This is a genomic window from Thalassovita taeanensis, assembly GCF_900110775.1.
Lineage (GTDB): Bacteria > Pseudomonadota > Alphaproteobacteria > Rhodobacterales > Rhodobacteraceae > Litorimicrobium > Litorimicrobium taeanense.
Map to the genome: position 1 here is coordinate 141530 of NZ_FOEP01000005.1, position 16393 is coordinate 157922.

Annotated in this window: 17 protein-coding genes; 11 read left to right on the forward strand and 6 right to left on the reverse strand. The window is 61.0% G+C overall.

The annotated features are described in order from the left end of the window. Positions 1-37 precede the first annotated feature (37 nt). Both BSF79_RS09180 and BSF79_RS09185 read left to right on the forward strand, forming a co-directional pair. Positions 38-625, forward strand: coding sequence for a heme NO-binding domain-containing protein (locus tag BSF79_RS09180; protein WP_090269597.1), 588 nt, complete (start codon positions 38-40; stop codon positions 623-625). A gap of 3 nt (positions 626-628) precedes the next feature. After that, entirely contained in the window at positions 629-1603 is a 975-nt protein-coding gene (locus BSF79_RS09185) for a GGDEF domain-containing protein (RefSeq protein ID WP_090269598.1), read from the forward strand. A gap of 143 nt (positions 1604-1746) precedes the next feature. On the opposite strand, the gene BSF79_RS09190 is transcribed toward BSF79_RS09185, so the two are convergent. Continuing rightward, entirely contained in the window at positions 1747-3462 is a 1716-nt protein-coding gene (locus tag BSF79_RS09190; RefSeq protein ID WP_245776363.1) for a hypothetical protein, read from the reverse strand. A 221-nt stretch (positions 3463-3683) separates the two neighbouring features. On the opposite strand from BSF79_RS09190, the gene BSF79_RS09195 reads away from it, so the two are divergent. After that, positions 3684-4373: a thiamine diphosphokinase gene (locus BSF79_RS09195; RefSeq protein ID WP_090269600.1), complete on the forward strand. Its 690-nt coding sequence runs from the start codon at positions 3684-3686 to the stop codon at positions 4371-4373. On the opposite strand, the gene BSF79_RS09200 is transcribed toward BSF79_RS09195, so the two are convergent. The 3 genes from BSF79_RS09200 to BSF79_RS09210 form a co-directional block, all read right to left on the reverse strand. After that, on the reverse strand, positions 4291-5232 hold the full coding sequence (locus BSF79_RS09200; RefSeq protein ID WP_090269705.1) for a DMT family transporter: 942 nt from the start codon (positions 5230-5232) through the stop codon (positions 4291-4293). The two genes, BSF79_RS09195 and BSF79_RS09200, sit on opposite strands and share 83 nt — an antisense overlap. Before the next feature lie 145 nt (positions 5233-5377). Further along, on the reverse strand, positions 5378-6751 hold the full coding sequence (locus BSF79_RS09205; protein WP_090269601.1) for an L-serine ammonia-lyase: 1374 nt from the start codon (positions 6749-6751) through the stop codon (positions 5378-5380). Further along, positions 6751-7455 (reverse strand): glutathione S-transferase family protein, encoded by a 705-nt coding sequence (locus tag BSF79_RS09210; protein ID WP_090269602.1) that lies wholly within the window; start codon positions 7453-7455, stop codon positions 6751-6753. Before BSF79_RS09210 ends, BSF79_RS09205 begins: the two co-directional genes overlap by 1 nt. A gap of 141 nt (positions 7456-7596) precedes the next feature. On the opposite strand from BSF79_RS09210, the gene rpiA reads away from it, so the two are divergent. The 6 genes from rpiA (at position 7597) to BSF79_RS09240 (ending at position 13736) form a co-directional block, all read left to right on the forward strand. Then, complete coding sequence (gene rpiA / locus BSF79_RS09215; protein WP_090269603.1) at positions 7597-8385, forward strand: ribose-5-phosphate isomerase RpiA; 789 nt, start codon at positions 7597-7599, stop codon at positions 8383-8385. Between the two features lie 8 nt (positions 8386-8393). Next, on the forward strand, positions 8394-9755 hold the full coding sequence (gor, locus tag BSF79_RS09220) for a glutathione-disulfide reductase (protein WP_090269604.1): 1362 nt from the start codon (positions 8394-8396) through the stop codon (positions 9753-9755). A gap of 76 nt (positions 9756-9831) precedes the next feature. Then, positions 9832-10974 (forward strand): FtsH protease activity modulator HflK, encoded by a 1143-nt coding sequence (gene hflK / locus BSF79_RS09225; RefSeq protein ID WP_090269605.1) that lies wholly within the window; start codon positions 9832-9834, stop codon positions 10972-10974. Between the two features lie 4 nt (positions 10975-10978). Then, on the forward strand, positions 10979-11857 hold the full coding sequence (gene hflC / locus BSF79_RS09230) for a protease modulator HflC (RefSeq protein ID WP_090269606.1): 879 nt from the start codon (positions 10979-10981) through the stop codon (positions 11855-11857). Beyond that, a complete protein-coding gene (locus BSF79_RS09235; protein ID WP_175545295.1) occupies positions 11854-12051 on the forward strand; it encodes a DUF2065 domain-containing protein in 198 nt (65 codons plus the stop codon). Before hflC ends, BSF79_RS09235 begins: the two co-directional genes overlap by 4 nt. A 284-nt stretch (positions 12052-12335) precedes the next feature. Further along, positions 12336-13736 carry a Do family serine endopeptidase gene (locus BSF79_RS09240; protein WP_090269707.1) on the forward strand — a complete coding sequence of 467 codons (1401 nt, stop codon included), beginning with the start codon at positions 12336-12338 and terminating at the stop codon, positions 13734-13736. A 78-nt stretch (positions 13737-13814) separates the two neighbouring features. On the opposite strand, the gene BSF79_RS09245 is transcribed toward BSF79_RS09240, so the two are convergent. After that, positions 13815-14345 carry a peptidoglycan-binding domain-containing protein gene (locus BSF79_RS09245; RefSeq protein WP_090269607.1) on the reverse strand — a complete coding sequence of 177 codons (531 nt, stop codon included), beginning with the start codon at positions 14343-14345 and terminating at the stop codon, positions 13815-13817. Between the two features lie 251 nt (positions 14346-14596). Here BSF79_RS09245 and BSF79_RS09250 point away from each other — a divergent pair, with 251 nt between their 5' ends. Together BSF79_RS09250 and BSF79_RS09255 are read left to right on the forward strand one after the other, a co-directional pair. Beyond that, positions 14597-14920, forward strand: coding sequence for a 2Fe-2S iron-sulfur cluster-binding protein (locus BSF79_RS09250; RefSeq protein ID WP_090269608.1), 324 nt, complete (start codon positions 14597-14599; stop codon positions 14918-14920). A gap of 89 nt (positions 14921-15009) precedes the next feature. Beyond that, the gene (locus tag BSF79_RS09255) at positions 15010-15708 is read left to right on the forward strand and encodes an FG-GAP repeat domain-containing protein (RefSeq protein WP_245776364.1); all 699 of its coding nucleotides are present in this window, start codon (positions 15010-15012) and stop codon (positions 15706-15708) included. Positions 15709-15711: 3 nt separating this feature from the next. Here BSF79_RS09255 and BSF79_RS09260 read toward each other — a convergent pair whose 3' ends face one another. Continuing rightward, on the reverse strand, positions 15712-16317 hold the full coding sequence (locus BSF79_RS09260) for a PAS and helix-turn-helix domain-containing protein (protein ID WP_245776367.1): 606 nt from the start codon (positions 16315-16317) through the stop codon (positions 15712-15714). Positions 16318-16393: the final 76 nt, after the last annotated feature.

Sequence of the window (16393 nt, forward strand, 5' to 3'; positions counted from 1 at the left end):
AAGACTGCAGGCTGGATCAGAATAGAGAGTGGGTGGCATGCACGGGCTGATTAACCGCGCAATCCAGTGTTTTGTGCGTGATACATATGGTGCCGAGCTGTGGCTTGACGTGACCCGTCAGGCGCGGCTTGACGGCCAGGGTTTCGAGGCGATGCTGTATTATGATGATGCGCTGACCGAACGGGTTTTGAACCGCGTGGGGGCGCTTCTGGCGAAGGAGCGGGAGGCGCTTCTGGAGGATATCGGTATCTATCTGGTTTCGCATCCCAACGTCGAGGCGTTGCGAAGGCTGCTGCGATTTGGTGGGGTCAGCTTTGTGGAGTTCCTGCATTCACTGGATGACCTGCCTGATCGGGCGCGACTGGCGGTCTCTGATCTGGAGTTGCCGCGGCTGGAACTGCACGAGTGTCCGTCCAATTGTTTTCGTCTGTTTTGCCAATCGCCGTATGTGGGCTATGGTCATGTGATGCTGGGGGTATTGAGAACCATGGCTGATGATTATGGTGCGTTGGTGTTTCTGGATATTCACTCCAGAGCGCCGGGCGACGATGTGATCGAGATTACGGTGATTGAAATGGCCTTTGCGGAAGGCCGCAGTTTCGATCTGGGCGCGGGGGTGGGCTGAACGATGTCGCATGACCGTGATCTTGCGCAAATTCTTGATGTCTTGTCGCCGATGCACGTGATGCTGGATGCGGCAGGACGGATATGTCACGCGGGGCCGACGCTGCGCAAACTGCGCCCCGATACTGTTCTGGAAGATTGCGATTTTCTTGACGTTTTCGAGACGATGAGGCCGAGGTTGATCGACTCGATGCAGGCGCTGGTGGCACATCATGGGGTCAAGCTGCATCTTCAGTTTCGCGATGCGCCGCAGACAGCCCTGAAGGGCGTTCTGGTGCCTTGGGACGGTGGGGCGGTGATCAATCTGTCCTTCGGCATTTCCGTGCTGGACAGCGTGCGTGACTATGCGCTGACCTCCAGCGACTTTGCCGCCACGGACCTTACGATTGAGATGCTATATCTGATCGAGGCGAAATCTGCGGCGATGGAGGCCAGCCGCCAGTTGAATCTGCGGTTGCAGGGGGCGATGATTGCGGCCGAGGAGCAGGCATTTACCGACACACTGACCGGATTAAAGAACCGGCGTGCGATGGACCATGTTCTGGCGCGTCACATCAGCATGGGCGAGGCGTTTGCCCTGATGCATCTGGATCTGGATTTCTTCAAAGCGGTGAATGACACGATGGGCCACGCTGCGGGGGATCATGTCTTACAGCAGGTGGCGCGGATCATGGTCGATGTCACCCGCAAGGATGACACGGTGGCCCGGGTCGGCGGCGATGAATTCGTGCTGATTCTGACCGGACTGACTGATCGGACCATGCTGTCGGCGATTGCCGCGCGGTTGATTGCACGGCTTGAAAAACCGATCCCCTTCGATGGCCAGACCTGTCGGATTTCGGCCAGTATCGGAAGCGTTCTGTCGGTGGATTATCAGGTGCCGAATGCGGAGCAGTTTCTGATCGATGCGGATGAGGCGCTTTATGCTTCCAAACGGCGTGGGCGGGCGCAGCACAGTTTCCATCGGGACGCGGACTAAGGCCTGCCAAGCTTGATCATCAGACCTCGAACTGCCGTTTCAGACCGTCGTGGTTGTATGTGCGCCTGTGGGATCAGATTTAGAAAAAACCGGCTCGGCAGGTTGCGCGAGCCGGTTGTTGTATTTTTCAATCACAGGACACGTCACCCGGCGGCGCGTTTGTCCGGTTTGAAGCCGATCTGTTCGGATACGGTAAACCGCCCGCCCTTTAGCTTTTCGATCTTGCCCTGGCGCAGAAGTTGACCAAACGAGCGCAACCCGTCTTCGCGGCTGAAGGTCATGTCTTCGACTTGACGTGCTTTTGTCATCAGCTGAGGGCGCGAGAATTGCGCATGCCCTTCGACATACGACAGGTACGCGGCGGCGGCCTCGAGCAGATCGGGCAGGCCTTCTGCTCCCATCCGCTCGGCAAATTCTGCAAAGCTGCCGGTTTCAGTAGGCTGATCGCTTTGCAATTTGCTCACGGCGGCGATGTCAGCGCTGGGCGTGGCCTCGGCCAGAGACACCCGGCGCGGGCGCACAGGGCTAACCGCTTTGGGGGCGTTGGTGTCGATCCGTTGTTCGGCGACCAGTTTCAGCGGGGCTGGGCGCGGTTCGTCTTGACGGCGGTGTTCGGCCGTGAGGCGACGGGGCCGCACCACACTGTTCAGGTCGTCGCGATAGGCATCAACGCTGTCCTCGCCACGGTTCAGGCCTTCACCTGCCTCGGTTTCGGCACGGGTTGCTGCGACGGCGGCGCGAAGATGCGCGATCGCATTGCGGCGATTGGCCCCCTCGGGGCTGTCCATCTCGGTCTTTGTCTTGGCCATCAGACGCGACATGTCGGGCTCGGAATCTTCAAGCTGATCGCGCTGGGCGGGGGCCTGATCGTCGCCCTCATCATCATCCGCGAAGATCGAGGCCACTTCCCCTTCTTCGTCTTCCGGCGACAGTTCGGCTTCGACTTCTGCCAGCTCGCGCTGTAATTCGGCCTCTTCCTCCGGGGAAAGGGTCGAGGCGAAATCATCGTCGTATTCGTCTTCTTCTTCCAGGCGGCCATCTGCGACGGCGGCCTCGAAATCGGCGCGCTTCATCTTGAGGACACGCGCCCGCAGCGGCGCGGCGGGAGCCTGAGCTTGCTCTGCTTTTTTCTCAGCGACCTCTTCGGGCAGAGCAGCGGGGGCCTCTACTTCGGCGGGCGCAGCGCCCGCGCGCGCGGTCACGGCATCCAGCAATGCGGAAAATCCGCCGTCGTCTTCCTCGGTATCCTCAGAAACCGCGGCGATTTCGGCCTGATCATCGGTGTCCAGCGCCGCCTGAATGCTCTCGGTGGCCTCGGCCAGATAGTCTTCGGCATGCTCGTCTTCGGAATAGGAGGCATCGTCTGGCTCGGTCAGCGCGTCATTGCGGGAAACCACGGCGCGGATACGCTGCAGCTTGGCTGCCACGCTGGCCTCGGCGGTATCCGCCGCAGCAACAATGGGCTCTGCCGGGCTTTCGACAGCGGGTTCCAAGGGCGCGGCAGCAGGCTCAGGCGATACCTCATCGTGTACTTCCGGCGCGGCTGCCTCTGCTACTGTCTCAACAGGCTCGGCGGCGGGCGGGGCGCTTGGGGCATCGGCAGGCATATCCGGCGCGTCAGGGACCTGCGCAGGCACGGCGGCCAGTGCGGGAGAAAGTGGCGCCTCGGGTTCTTCTTGCGCTGCGGCAGCGGAGGGGCGCAGCACGATGGCGCCGCGCTCTTGACGGGCGTCGATCCGGCGAGAGGTTTCGCGTTCGGCAATGCGTGCCAGCATTTCAGCGTCCGGCGTCGGTGGCTCGGCCCCGAAATAGCGGTCATCGGAGGCGAGATCGCGAAAATATTCCGCAATCGCTTTCATCGTTTCAAAAGAGTCATCAAACCCTTCCAAGGTGCACGAAAATGTTCCGTAGGAAACTGTAAGAATTTTACTATTGTTTACCATTACTACTCGCCTTCCTCTGCCTTCTGGACCGGGATTTACCATGAGTATCCCGACGAAAGGTGAACGAATCTTCGTTTTTTACTGTATCATTTTGTGTCGACATTGTGATCTGTTTCCCGAAAGTGCAGTAATCGGGCATGATTGATCCAATTGTTCAGACATCTCGCAATGTAACCCTGATCGGGGCTGGGCCGCCGCGCGAAAGTGCGCTGCAGGCCGCGTTAACCTTGGCGCCCGAAGTGGTCTGTGCCGATGGCGGAGCAGACGTTGCGCTGGCGCATGGGCTAATGCCGCGCGCGGTGATCGGTGACTTCGACAGTGTGTCAATTGAGGCACGCACCGCGATCCCGGTCGAGCGTCAATTTCCGATTTCAGAGCAGGAGAGCACGGATTTCGACAAATGTCTGCGCAATATCGTGGCCCCCCTTGTGCTGGGGGTGGGGTTTGACGGCACGCGGATGGATCATCAGCTGGCGGCGTTCAATACCTTACTGACCCATGCACATCGGCGCTGCATTCTGGTGGGGGCAGAGCAAATCGTGTTTGTGTCCCCGCCACGGATCGGGCTTGACCTGCCAGAGCAAAGCTTGCTGTCACTGTTTCCGCTGGGCGCAGTTCAGGGCCGGTCGGAAGGGCTGCGCTGGCCGATCGAGGGGCTGAGGTTCGCACCGGACGGTCGGGTCGGTACGTCCAATCAGGTGGTCGGATCGGTGCAATTGTCCTTCGACGCACCGGCGATGCTGATCATTCTGCCGCGGGCGGCGCTGGCTGCTGCGGCTGAGGGGCTGATCGCGGCGCCCGGCTCGTGGCCCGCTCGCGTGCGATGATATAAAGCCCGGCGGCGACGGTGATGGCGATACCAAGGGCTGATAGCCCGTTGGGAAGGTCGCGGAAGATGGCCCAGCCGATCAGCGTGGCAAAGGGGATCTCCAGATATTGCATCGGGGCCAGCGTGGCTGCGGGGGCATGGCGCAGGGACCAAGTCATCAGCAGATGTGCCAGGGTGCCGATAGCACCGATGGCGATCAGCAGAGCCCAGTCGCTGCCGCGCGGGACAGTCAGTCTGAGCATCTCTGGCCCAATGTCGCCAAAGGCCAGTAATATTGGCAACACAACCGCCGTGGCCATTGCGCCCGACACGGCTTGCAGGCTGACCGGGTCGGTCTCGCGTGCAATCTGCCGGGTCACCAGCATGAACAACGCAAACACCACCGCCACCCCCAGCGGCAGCAACGCGGGCCAACCGACGGCGGCAAAGCTTGGCTGGATCACCAGAAGCGTGCCGACAAATCCGACGGCACAGGCGATCAGGCGGCGCGGACCGACCTCTTCATCCAACACATAGCGCCCCAGAAGCAGCATCAGAAACGGCATGACAAACGCGATGGCAATCGCATCGGCCAGCGGTAAGAACCGCAGCGCGGAAAACATCATGCCAATGCCTGCGATATGCAGCAGCGTGCGCCAGGCGGCCAGCCGCAGGACCCGTCCCCGCATGCGCCAGGGGCGATTGGTGGCGATCACCAGTGGGGCCAGCAGAATCACCTGCGCCGCAAACCGGGCCAGAAGGATCATCCCGACAGGCAGGTTTTGCCCCAACAGCTTGGCCAGTGCATCACCAAGCGGGGCCAGCACACAAAATCCCAGCATCAGCAGGATACCAAGCAAAGGGCGATCAGGGGCAATTCCGGTCATGCGCGCCACGCTAGATCGCCTCGGCCCGCGCGGCAATCCCGTGAAATTCCATTCCTGACACGGCTATTCACATTTTCCAAATATCCCGGCCGGAGGCATCGGGCATCCCGTCGTCGTGCCACGTCAGAACACAGGCTCAACAATTGGGCACATTCACCGCCAGCCCACCAAGCGAGGTTTCCTTGTATTTCTCGCTCATGTCCTGACCGGTCTGGCGCATGGTTTCGATACAGGCGTCCAGCGGCACCAGATGGGTGCCATCTCCGCGCAGTGCGAGGCTGGCCGCGGATACCGCCTTGATCGCGCCCAGCCCGTTGCGCTCGATGCAGGGCACCTGCACCAGTCCGCGCACCGGATCGCAGGTCATGCCCAGATGGTGTTCCAGCGCAATTTCCGCTGCATTTTCAATCTGCTCGGGCGTGCCGCCCATCACGGCGCACAGGCCAGAGGCAGCCATGGCGGCGGCGCTGCCGACCTCGGCCTGACATCCAGCCTCGGCTCCTGAGATCGAGGCGTTGTATTTCACCAGCCCGCCGATGGCGGCGGCGGTCAGCAGAAACTCGTCCACGCGGGTGGCGGTGGCGCCGGGCACATGATCCAACCAATAGCGGATCACCGCAGGCACAACCCCCGCCGCACCATTGGTCGGCGCGGTCACGACCTGCCCGCCAGCGGCGTTTTCCTCGTTCACTGCCATGGCATAGGCGCTCATCCAGTCGTTGATCACATGCGGCGCAGTCAGGTTCAGGCCGCGCTCGGCCAGCAATGCCGCGTGGATCGCCTTGGCGCGGCGTTTGACGCCCAGACCGCCGGGCAAAATGCCATCGGTGGTCAGGCCCCGGTCGATGCAGGCATTCATCACCTGCCAGATCCGGGTAATTCCGGCTGACAGGGCCTGATTGCTGCCGCGCGACAGTTCGTTGGCGGCTTTCATCTCGGCGATGCTTTTGCCCGAGGCGCGGGCCATCGTCAGCATTTCTGCAGCGGATTTGAACGGGAACGGCACGGGCGGGCCGTCATCCGTGGCCTTGCCTGCCGCCAGTTCATCAGCGGTCATCACAAAGCCGCCGCCGATGGAATAGAAGGTCTCCTGCAGGATCACGTCGCCCTGCGCGTCGGTGGCCATAAGGATCATCCCGTTGGCGTGGCCGGGCAGGGCGGGGCCGTAATCAAAGGTCAGGTCGTGGTCGGGGTCGAACTGCAGCGGCGGCAGGTCGTGGGGTGTGACCGTCTTTGTGGCTTTGATCGCCGCCAGCGTGGCTTCGGCGGCTGGGTGGTCATAGGTGTCAGGCAGGAAGCCAGACAGCCCCAGAATCGTGGCGCGGTCGGTGGCATGGCCGACGCCGGTAAAGGCCAGACTGCCATGCAGCGAGGCGCGCACGCCGTGGAACACGAAGGGCGAGGCGCGCATCATTTGCAGGAACCGCCCGGCGGCGACCATCGGCCCCATTGTGTGGGACGAGGATGGGCCGATGCCGACCTTGAACATCTCGAAGATAGACAAAAACATTATATGGCCGATCCTTCGGGTGGATTTGGGTACGAGGGGGCGGAAAACGGCGTTGTGCCCAGCCCCTCGGCGATGATGGCGGCGCGGCTTGATGCACGCTGTTCGATGCGCCGGGTCAGCGCGTGCAGCTGCGGCAAGCGCTCAAGCGTGAGCCAGCCCACGGTGGCCACGGGGTACAGCGCCATCCATCTTAGGCAGACCGCGATGTAAAGGTCGAGCACGGTAATAATTTGACTGGCGAAATATCCCGGCTGGCTGGCGGCAAGGTGCTCGAGGGTGCTCAGGTGGCGCATCAGGCTGTGGCGCAGGGAGATGCTGAGGGCGGTTTGCGCGGCAGCGTCCGGTCCGACGTATTTCTGAGGATAGAACAGCATCCGTAGTTCGGCATGCAGGGTGTTCGAGATGAAAAACAACCACTTAAGAAAGGCGCCACGCGCGTCTGTGCCGGGTTGCGGGGCCAGCGCGGCATGGGTTTCAGTTAACCACAGAAGGATCGCGGCGGTCTCGAACAGTGGCCCCTGTGGGGTTTCCAGCACGGGGATCAGCCCATTGGGATTAAGCGCCCGATAGGCGGGCGCGCGTTGCGCCTGCGCACGGCGGTCCACCAGAACAGTTGTATAGGGCACACCTGTTTCCTCCAGCGCCAGCCGGACGATCAGCGATGCGTTGTCAGGTGCATAGTGCAGGCGATAGGGCGTATCCATGCGGCAGCTTTATCCATGCAGGGCTGGGTCGGCAGTCAAAAAGCGACCTTTCACTTCCGAAACGCGGATTTGCGCCGCTTCCCCCTCGCACCTCGCGCGCAACTTTCCTATAAGCGGGGCGCAATCAACGGAGTCGCCGCAATGACCGGAGAGCTTTCGCCTATTGATAAGGCCAAATTTGTCGCTGCCAAGCGGGCAGTGGATTTTGTGGAAGACGGGATGCGTGTTGGCCTTGGGACCGGGTCAACCGCCGCTTGGATGGTGCGCTGCCTGGGCGAGTTGGTGCGTGATGAGGGGCTGAAGATCAAAGGCGTTCCGACCTCGACCCGCACGGCCGCGTTGGCGCGTGACGTAGGGATCGAAGTGATCAGCCTGGATGAAGCGCGCTGGCTGGACGTGACGATCGACGGAGCGGACGAGTTCGATGGCGATCTGAACCTGATCAAGGGCGGCGGCGGGGCGTTGTTGCAAGAAAAGATCGTGGCCACCGCCAGCGATCAGATGATCGTCATCGCGGATGTCGGCAAAGAGGTTGAAACGCTGGGCGCGTTCCCGTTGCCGGTCGAAGTGATCCCGTTTGGCTGGCAGACCACAAAGGCGCTGGTCGAGGAAATGCTGATCTCGATGGATGTTCTGGGGCGCAATACGACGCTGCGGATGATCGGCGATCATCCGTTTGTGACAGATGAGGGCAACCACATTCTGGATCTGCATCTGAGCCGGATCGGCAATCCACGTCAGGTGGCGATGGTGTTGAATCAAGTGCCGGGTGTGGTTGAAAACGGGCTGTTCATAGATATCTGTGATACGGTTATTATCGGGTATGGCGATGGCCGCGTGCAGGTTCGTGACATCAATGACGGTACGGTCGAGAACGGTCGGCTGGATTTTGCTGAGTCCGACAACCTGTTCACTGATTTGACGGAGTGAGGGCGCTGATGACGTTTGACTATGATCTGTTTGTGATCGGCGGCGGTTCGGGCGGCGTGCGCGCCGCACGGGTGGCGGCAAGCGAAACCGGTGCCAAAGTGGCACTGGCCGAGGAAGACCGCTATGGCGGGACATGCGTGATCCGTGGCTGCGTGCCGAAGAAGCTGATGGTGTTTGCCAGCGAATTCCCCGGCATGGTGGACGAAGCGCGCGCCTATGGCTGGGATATGGTTAACGCTGGCTTCAACTGGGGCGCGTTCAAGACCAAACTCCATGCCGAGCTGGACCGACTGGAAGGAATCTACCGCAATCTGCTGAAAAACGCTGGTGTCGAAAGCTTCGATGCGCGGGCCACGGTGGTGGATGCGCATACGGTTGAGCTGTCGACCGGCGAGCGCAAGACCGCCAAGCATATCCTGTTGGCGATGGGCGGGCAGCCGGTGAAGCCCGAGATTCCGGGGGCGGATCTTGCGATCACCTCGAACGATATTTTCCACATGGAGCAGTTGCCGGGGACTATGCTGATCCTTGGCGGTGGGTATATCGCGTGCGAATTCGCCGGGATCCTGAACGGGTTGGGCGTTGATGTGACGCAGTATTATCGCGGGGCGCAGGTGTTGCGCGGCTTTGATGACGAAGCGCGCGGGCTCGTGGCGGAAGAAATGCGCCAGAACGGTGTTGATCTGCATCTGGGCACCAATATTCTTTCGATGGCGCGGGATGCTTCGGGCCGTATTCGGGTGGTGGCGACCAACGGTGACGAGCGCGTGTTTGATCAGGTGCTGTTTGCCACAGGCCGCAGCCCCAACACCGACGCGATGGGGCTTGAGGCCGTGGGCGTCAAGCTGGGTCGCGGGGGGCAGGTTCTAGTGGATGACTATAGCCAGACCGCGGTGCCGTCGATCTATGCGATCGGTGATGTAACCGACCGGGTGAATCTGACACCGGTGGCGATCCGCGAGGGCATGGCATTCGTTGAAACGGTGTTCAAAGGCAATCCGACCAAGCCTGATCACGAGCTGATCCCGACCGCGATTTTCACTCAGCCCGAGATGGGAACTGTGGGGATGAGCGAGGAAGAGGCGCGCGATAAAGGGCCGATCGAGGTCTATTGCACCTCGTTCAAACCGATGCAGACGGCCTTTGCCGGACGGCCCGACCGGGTGATGATGAAGCTGGTGATCTGCGCCGATACACGGCGGGTGCTGGGCTGCCACATCGTGGCACCGGGTGCCGGCGAGATGATTCAGCTAGCAGGAATTGCGGTCAAGATGGGCGCAACAAAGGAAGATTTCGACCGGACCGTGGCGGTGCATCCGACCATGTCCGAAGAAATCGTCACCATGAAAGCGCCTGTGCGACGCGCATAAGGCTTGAAATTTGCGTCAGATTGCACAGGTTTAAGGCAAGCTGACGATCAGGGATAAATGAGGAGAACACAGGTCAATGGCAGGGAATTCGGGCGGCCCATGGGGCGGCGGCGGCAACAGGGGTGATGATGATCGCCGCGGCAATGAAGGTGGGCGACGCCCGCAGAATGACGGGCCGCAAATCCCTGAGATCGACGATCTGGTGAAAAAAGGCCAGGAACAGCTGCGTGTGCTCATGGGCGGGCGTGGCGGCAATCGTGGCTCTGGTGGCGGCACAGGTGGCTCTGGTGGGCCGATGCTGACCCGTGGCACGGTGGGGCTTGGGCTTCTTGCGGCTGTGGTGCTGTGGGGCGTGGCCAGTTTCTATACCGTCAAGCCCGAAGAGCAGTCGGTCGAGCTGTTGCTTGGTAAATACAATGCGACGGGCAATCCGGGGCTGAACTTTGCGCCATGGCCTGTTGTGACGGCCGAGGTGGTGAATGTGACCTCGGAACGGACCGAAAACGTGGGCCTTGCGCGCAGCGGTCAGGACACCGGTCTGATGCTGACCACGGATGCCAACATCGTGGATATTGATTTCCAAGTGGTGTGGAACATCAACGACCCAGCCAAACTGCTGTTTAACATCCGTGATCCGAAATTGACGGTACAGGCGGTGTCTGAATCGGTCATGCGTGAAATCATTGCAGCTTCGAATCTGGCGCCGATCCTGAACCGAGATCGCGGTTTGATTGCTGACACGGCGATGGAGAGAATCCAAGCGACGTTGGACGAGTATGAAAGCGGGATTTCCATTGTGCGGGTAAACCTTGAAAAGGCTGATCCGCCGAAAGAGGTGATCAACAGTTTCCGCGAAGTGCAGGCCGCTGAGCAGGAGCGTGACCGCTTGCAGCGTCAGGCTGACGCCTATGCCAACAAGGTTCTGGCCGAGGCGCGCGGTGAGGCTGCGCAAAAGCTGGAACAGTCCGAGGCGTATCGCGCGCAGGTCGTGAACGAGGCGCTGGGTGAAGCTGCCCGATTTACGTCTGTGCTTACAGAATACAAAAAGGCCGAGGATGTGACCCGCAAACGGCTCTATCTGGAAACGATGGAAAAGGTGCTGGGCAGTGTCGATAAGACGATCCTCGACAACGCGCTTGTGGGCGGCGAAGGCGGCTCTGGGGTCGTGCCCTACCTGCCGCTGAACGAACTGCGTCGCCCGACCGGACAGGGGAACTAAGATCATGCGCAAGACAACACTTCTTATCCCCGCAGTCGTGATCGCCCTTGTGGTGTTTTTGTCGTCGGTTTTCGTCGTGGACGAGCGCGAAAAGGCGCTGGTACTGCAATTCGGTCAGATCAAGGCCGTGAAGGAAAACCCTGGTCTGAGCTTCAAGATCCCGTTGATCCAGGAGGTCGTGACCTATGACGACCGCATCCTGTCGCTGGATACCGAAACCATCGAGGTGACGCCATCGGATGATCGCCGTCTGGTTGTTGATGCCTTCGCACGCTACCGGATTTCGGATGTGGTGCAGTTCCGTCAGGCCGTTGGCGTCGGCGGGTTGCGCGTGGCCGAGGACCGGCTGAAGTCGATCCTCAACGCGCAGATCCGCGAAGTTCTGGGCGCCGATCAGGTTACGTCGGACACGATCTTGTCGTCGGACCGCCGGGTGCTGATGACCCGGATCCGTGATCAGGCGCGGGCTTCGGCGCGCGGATTGGGGCTGGACGTCATTGACGTGCGGCTGAAACAGACCAACCTGCCGTCGCAGAACCTCGAAGCAACCTTTGCAAGGATGCGGGCTGAACGCGAACGTGAAGCGGCCGACGAGATCGCCCGCGGTAACGAAGCCGCACAGCGGGTGCGCGCGCTGGCAGACCGGACCGTGGTGGAAACCCTGTCCGAGGCCGAGCGCGAAGCGCAGGTCGCACGCGGTGAAGCAGATGCCCGTCGTAACGCAGTCTTCGCCGAGGCATTTGGGGCCGACCCCGAATTCTTCGCCTTCTACCGCTCGCTTCAAGCTTACGAAAACGCTCTGTCGGGCGAGAATTCGTCGATGGTGATGACCCCGGACAGCGAGTTTTTCAACTACTTCAAATCGGACCGCGCGGCAGAATGATCGCAACTGCGGCTCTTGCCCTTGGGCTTGTATTGATTGTCGAGGGGCTGGCCTATGCGCTGGCCCCTTCGCTTGTCGAGCAACTGCTGGAGGCGCTGCGCGCCTTGCCCGAAACGACCCGGCGCAATCTGGGACTGCTGGCGCTGGCGCTGGGTGTCTTTCTGGTCTGGATTGCAAAATCTTTGGGCGCTTAACCTAACTTTCACATTATGCAAATATCCCCGCCGGCGGCTCTGCCGCGTCCGAGCATGCTGACGCCTGTGTTTTGTCGCAAGATCACCGGCAAATCACGGCCTATTGAGTGAACGAGACCGGCTTTGAGTTGCACATTTGCTGTCCTGCATGGATGGTAACGCAGACACCCCGGTCCGTGACCGGTCGGGATGCGCACACCGCAGGATAATAAGGAGAGACGGGAGTGAACAGTCAGGCAGTTTCGATCCCCACCCGCAACCCCGGCGCGCTCAAAGCGGTCTGGATGGGCTTTTTGGCAACGGCTCTGGTGCTGGCGCAGGCCATGCAGGCCACTGCGCGCCCCGACAGTCTGGCCGACCTCGCCGATAAAATCAGCCCCTCAGTCGTCAATATTACCACCACGACCGTCGTTGCCGGGCAGGCCGGGCCAAACCCGATCGTGCCCGAGGGCAGCCCGTTCGAGGACTTCTTTCGCGAATTTCAGGACCGCAACAACGGCAACGGTGACCGGCCGCGCCGCTCGTCTGCGCTTGGTTCGGGTTTCGTGATTTCCGAGGATGGGTATATCGTCACCAACAACCACGTTATCGAAAGCGCTGATGAGATCGTGATCGAGTTTTTCTCGGGAGAAGAGCTTGAGGCGAAGGTTGTCGGCACTGATCCCAACACCGATATCGCGCTGCTGAAGGTCGAGGCTGACAAGCCGCTGCCGTATGTGAATTTCGGCGACAGTGACACCGCCCGCGTGGGCGATTGGGTCATGGCAATGGGCAACCCGCTTGGGCAGGGCTTTTCGGTTTCTGCCGGAATCGTTTCTGCGCGCAACCGGGCGCTGTCCGGCAGCTATGACGACTATATTCAGACCGACGCTGCGATCAACCGGGGCAACTCGGGCGGGCCGTTGTTTGATATGGATGGCAACGTGGTTGGCGTGAACACCGCGATCCTGTCGCCCAATGGTGGCTCGATCGGGATCGGCTTTTCGATGGCCTCGAACGTGGTCAGCCGGGTCGTGGATCAGCTGAAAGAGTTCGGCGAGACGCGTCGTGGTTGGTTGGGCGTGCGCATTCAGGACGTGACCGATGATGTCGCCGAAGCGATGCAGCTGACCAAGGCTGCAGGCGCGCTGGTGACGGATGTGCCGGATGGCCCCGCCAAGGATGGTGGCATGATGCAGGGCGATGTGATTGTGAGCTTTGACGGGGTTGAGGTCGCCGACACACGGGCTCTGGTGCGTCAGGTCGGCAATACCGACGTGGGCAAAGCTGTGCGGGTGGTCGTGTTCCGTGACGGAAAGACTGTGACGCTCAAGATCGCGCTGGGGCGCCGGGAAGAGGCCGAAGCCATTCCGGTGGCTCAGCCGCAGGATGACGCGCCTGCCGCGCCGACCGAGGTCCTTGGGCTGACGCTCAGCCCGGTAACCAAGGAACTGGGCAAAGAGCTGCAATTGCCGACCACGGCTACGGGCCTTGTGGTGATGGATGTGGACGAAAGCACCGAAGCCTATGAGAAGGGACTGCGTGCGGGCGATCTGATCACCGAGGCGGGGCAGCAGAAGCTGACCACGGTCCAGGATCTGGAGGATCGCGTGGCCGAGGCGAAAGAAGCTGGGCGCAAGTCCTTGCTGCTTCTAGTGCGCCGCGCAGGCGAACCGCGATTTGTGGCAATCTCACTCAACGGCTAAGCCCATCCGGTTTGTAAAACACAAAAGGCACCCGTTGGGGTGCCTTTTTCTGTTCTGCAGATGGAGATCAGCGAATGATCACCCTGTGGTGCGCGGTACGGCAATCAGCCCCAGTTTGCGTGCCGCAGCCAGCGACAGAATACCGGAATCCAGTCCCTGAGGTTTCTGGTATTTGCGCACGGCGGCACGGGTGCGGCTGTCCATCTCGCCCGTGACTGCCCCGCGATATAGGCCGCGCGCCTGAAGCGCGCGTTGCAGTGAGGCGATGAATTCGGCGGTCATCGTCGGATCGCAGGGGGTTTCAAACCAAGTTTCCTTGCGCTCGCGCACGATGGCTTGATGGGTTTCGGTCTTGTACATCGCGGGATGGCGCAGGGTGCCGTCGGCCGTGACCTCGGCTGGTTGCAGCAAAATCTGTTCGGTCGCGGTTTCCACGATTGCGGGGGTAATGTGCTTGCCCCAGCATGTGCCGGGCGCCGCGCCGGGGGGGGCCATTTCCATGCGGCGGCTGACCTGTGGCTCTGTCAGATCGGAGAGGGGCAACGCCGTATCGCAGCCCGCCACAATAAGGCTAAGCGCCGCAATGGCGGAAAGGCGGGGTCGGGTCATATACCAAGGCTCTCACGACGATCTGCAAATATAAGGCTACTCTAACGGGTTTTCTGGGCCGGGGGAAGCAGATCAACCCGGACCGGCGGGGCCTTGGGAACCCGCCCGAAATGCTGCGATCAGGCTGACAAAGCCCAGCCACAGGGCGCGCCGGATATCGTGTCTCACGCAAAAGGGACTGGTACAGGCGGGCAGGCTTGGCTAGGAACAGGGCTGAATATAGCGATTGCAGGAAACAGGAGACGGCCAGCATGGCGAAAATCACCTATGTCGAGCATAATGGGACAGAGCATGTGGTCGACGTGGCCAATGGCCTGACGGTCATGGAAGGCGCGCGCGACAACAATATTCCGGGGATCGAGGCCGATTGCGGCGGGGCCTGCGCCTGTTCGACCTGTCATGTTTACATTGATCCTGCGTGGGTGGAAAAGCTGCCCGGTAAGGACGACATGGAAGAGGACATGCTTGATTTCGCTTATCAGCCCGATCCTGTTCGCTCGCGCCTGACCTGCCAGATCAAGGTTACCGATGCGTTGGATGGCCTGATTGTGCAGATGCCGGAAAAACAGATCTGATGCAGAGGCGGCGACAGGGGGCCCTCTGGTCCTGTTTGGTTGCCGTTTTTCTGCTGGGACCATGTGGCCCAGCGATAGCGCAGACCCCGGTGCCGGTGAACTGCATCGGGGGCATCAGCGGCGCCACGTATACCAGCGCGACCGACCGATACCCGCATGGTGCATTGGGTGACCCGTGGGAATGGGGCGCTTTGTCCGTGTCGATTGCGCTGAAAATGCCGTGTCGGGCGGGGCTGAGCACTTCGACGATCGTACTGCCACAAGAACTGGTGTTCGAGGATGTCGCGCCGATCCTTGCGGATCTGGATGGCGATGGCGAGCCTGAGGTGCTGACGGTGGAAAGCCACCGCAGCAAGGGCGCGCGCTTGGCAATTTACGCGCGGCGCGGCGCCCGTGTGACACGTATCGCTGCCACGCCCTTCATCGGGCAGCGCAATCGCTGGCTGGCGCAACTTGGTGCGGCGGATCTGGATGGCGATGGGCGGATCGAGATTGCCTATGTCGACCGACCGCATCTGGCGAAAACCCTGCGAATCTGGCGGCTCGAGAAGGGGGCGCTGACCCACATCGCCGATCAGCCCGACGTGACTAACCACCGTTTCGGCGAGAAAAGCATTTCTGGCGGGATACGCCACTGTGCCGGGAATACCGAGGTGATTACCGCCGATGCGGATTGGTCGCATGTGGTGGCCACCCGGTTTGACGGGCACAACACGCAGATGCGGGTGCTTGGGCGCTACACGGGGCCCGAAAGTCTGAACAGCGCGTTGGCGTGTCGCCCGCTTTGAGCCTCAGCCGGGCGCACTGACCACATGCGCGCCACTGATCCCGCCCAGAGACTGGAACAGCCCTGCGGTGTTGCTGGCGCCGAATTTGCGCAGCAGGCGGGCGCGGTGCACCTCGACCGTGCGATAGGACATGCCTAGATTGAGCGCGATTTCCTTGCTGGTCTTGCCTTCGCCCAACAGTGAAAATACCTCGCGCTCGCGTCGGGTCAGGGGCTGATAGGGGCGGGTGCCTGACAGGTCGGCAAAGCTCCAGACAGCGCGGGCCAAGGGATCGTCCTGTGTAAAGCTGTGGCCTCGTACTCGGCACCAGAACAACGAGGCGTCCTTGCGCATCATTACCCGTTCGTCCCAATAGCTGTTGGTCTCGCGCAGCTCTTTGACGCCGCGGTTGCGGATGTTCACGAACTCTTCCTGCGTCGGGTACAGGATGGCAAACACCTGATTTTGCAGTTCGCTGCGGGCATAGCCGAACATGCGGGCAAAGGTAGGATTGCAATCGCGGATCACCCGGTTTTCGGTGATCACCAGCCCGACCGGAGCAAAGCTGAAGGCCAGCTCGGCGAAGGTCCCGTCACGATAGCACGCATCAATGTCAATCGGATCGCTGATGGCCTCGGCCCTTTCTGATCATCTGTATTTCCGTTGGCAGATTATGTCAGTCGGCGGAGCTGCGCAAACCTTGCGC

What these genes read in the sequence shown, in the direction of transcription:
- hflC (WP_090269606.1), top strand. Translation starts at nt 10,979, where the DNA reads ATGCGCAAGACAACACTTCTTATCCCCGCAGTCGTGATCGCCCTTGTG.
- BSF79_RS09185 (WP_090269598.1), top strand. Translation starts at nt 629, where the DNA reads ATGTCGCATGACCGTGATCTTGCGCAAATTCTTGATGTCTTGTCGCCG.
- BSF79_RS09195 (WP_090269600.1), top strand. Translation starts at nt 3,684, where the DNA reads ATGATTGATCCAATTGTTCAGACATCTCGCAATGTAACCCTGATCGGG.
- BSF79_RS09240 (WP_090269707.1), top strand. Translation starts at nt 12,336, where the DNA reads ATGGGCTTTTTGGCAACGGCTCTGGTGCTGGCGCAGGCCATGCAGGCC.
- BSF79_RS09250 (WP_090269608.1), top strand. Translation starts at nt 14,597, where the DNA reads ATGGCGAAAATCACCTATGTCGAGCATAATGGGACAGAGCATGTGGTC.
- hflK (WP_090269605.1), top strand. Translation starts at nt 9,832, where the DNA reads ATGGCAGGGAATTCGGGCGGCCCATGGGGCGGCGGCGGCAACAGGGGT.
- BSF79_RS09245 (WP_090269607.1), bottom strand. Translation starts at nt 14,345, where the DNA reads ATGACCCGACCCCGCCTTTCCGCCATTGCGGCGCTTAGCCTTATTGTG.
- gor (WP_090269604.1), top strand. Translation starts at nt 8,394, where the DNA reads ATGACGTTTGACTATGATCTGTTTGTGATCGGCGGCGGTTCGGGCGGC.
- BSF79_RS09180 (WP_090269597.1), top strand. Translation starts at nt 38, where the DNA reads ATGCACGGGCTGATTAACCGCGCAATCCAGTGTTTTGTGCGTGATACA.
- rpiA (WP_090269603.1), top strand. Translation starts at nt 7,597, where the DNA reads ATGACCGGAGAGCTTTCGCCTATTGATAAGGCCAAATTTGTCGCTGCC.
- BSF79_RS09235 (WP_175545295.1), top strand. Translation starts at nt 11,854, where the DNA reads ATGATCGCAACTGCGGCTCTTGCCCTTGGGCTTGTATTGATTGTCGAG.
- BSF79_RS09190 (WP_245776363.1), bottom strand. Translation starts at nt 3,462, where the DNA reads ATGAAAGCGATTGCGGAATATTTTCGCGATCTCGCCTCCGATGACCGC.
- BSF79_RS09210 (WP_090269602.1), bottom strand. Translation starts at nt 7,455, where the DNA reads ATGGATACGCCCTATCGCCTGCACTATGCACCTGACAACGCATCGCTG.
- BSF79_RS09205 (WP_090269601.1), bottom strand. Translation starts at nt 6,751, where the DNA reads ATGTTTTTGTCTATCTTCGAGATGTTCAAGGTCGGCATCGGCCCATCC.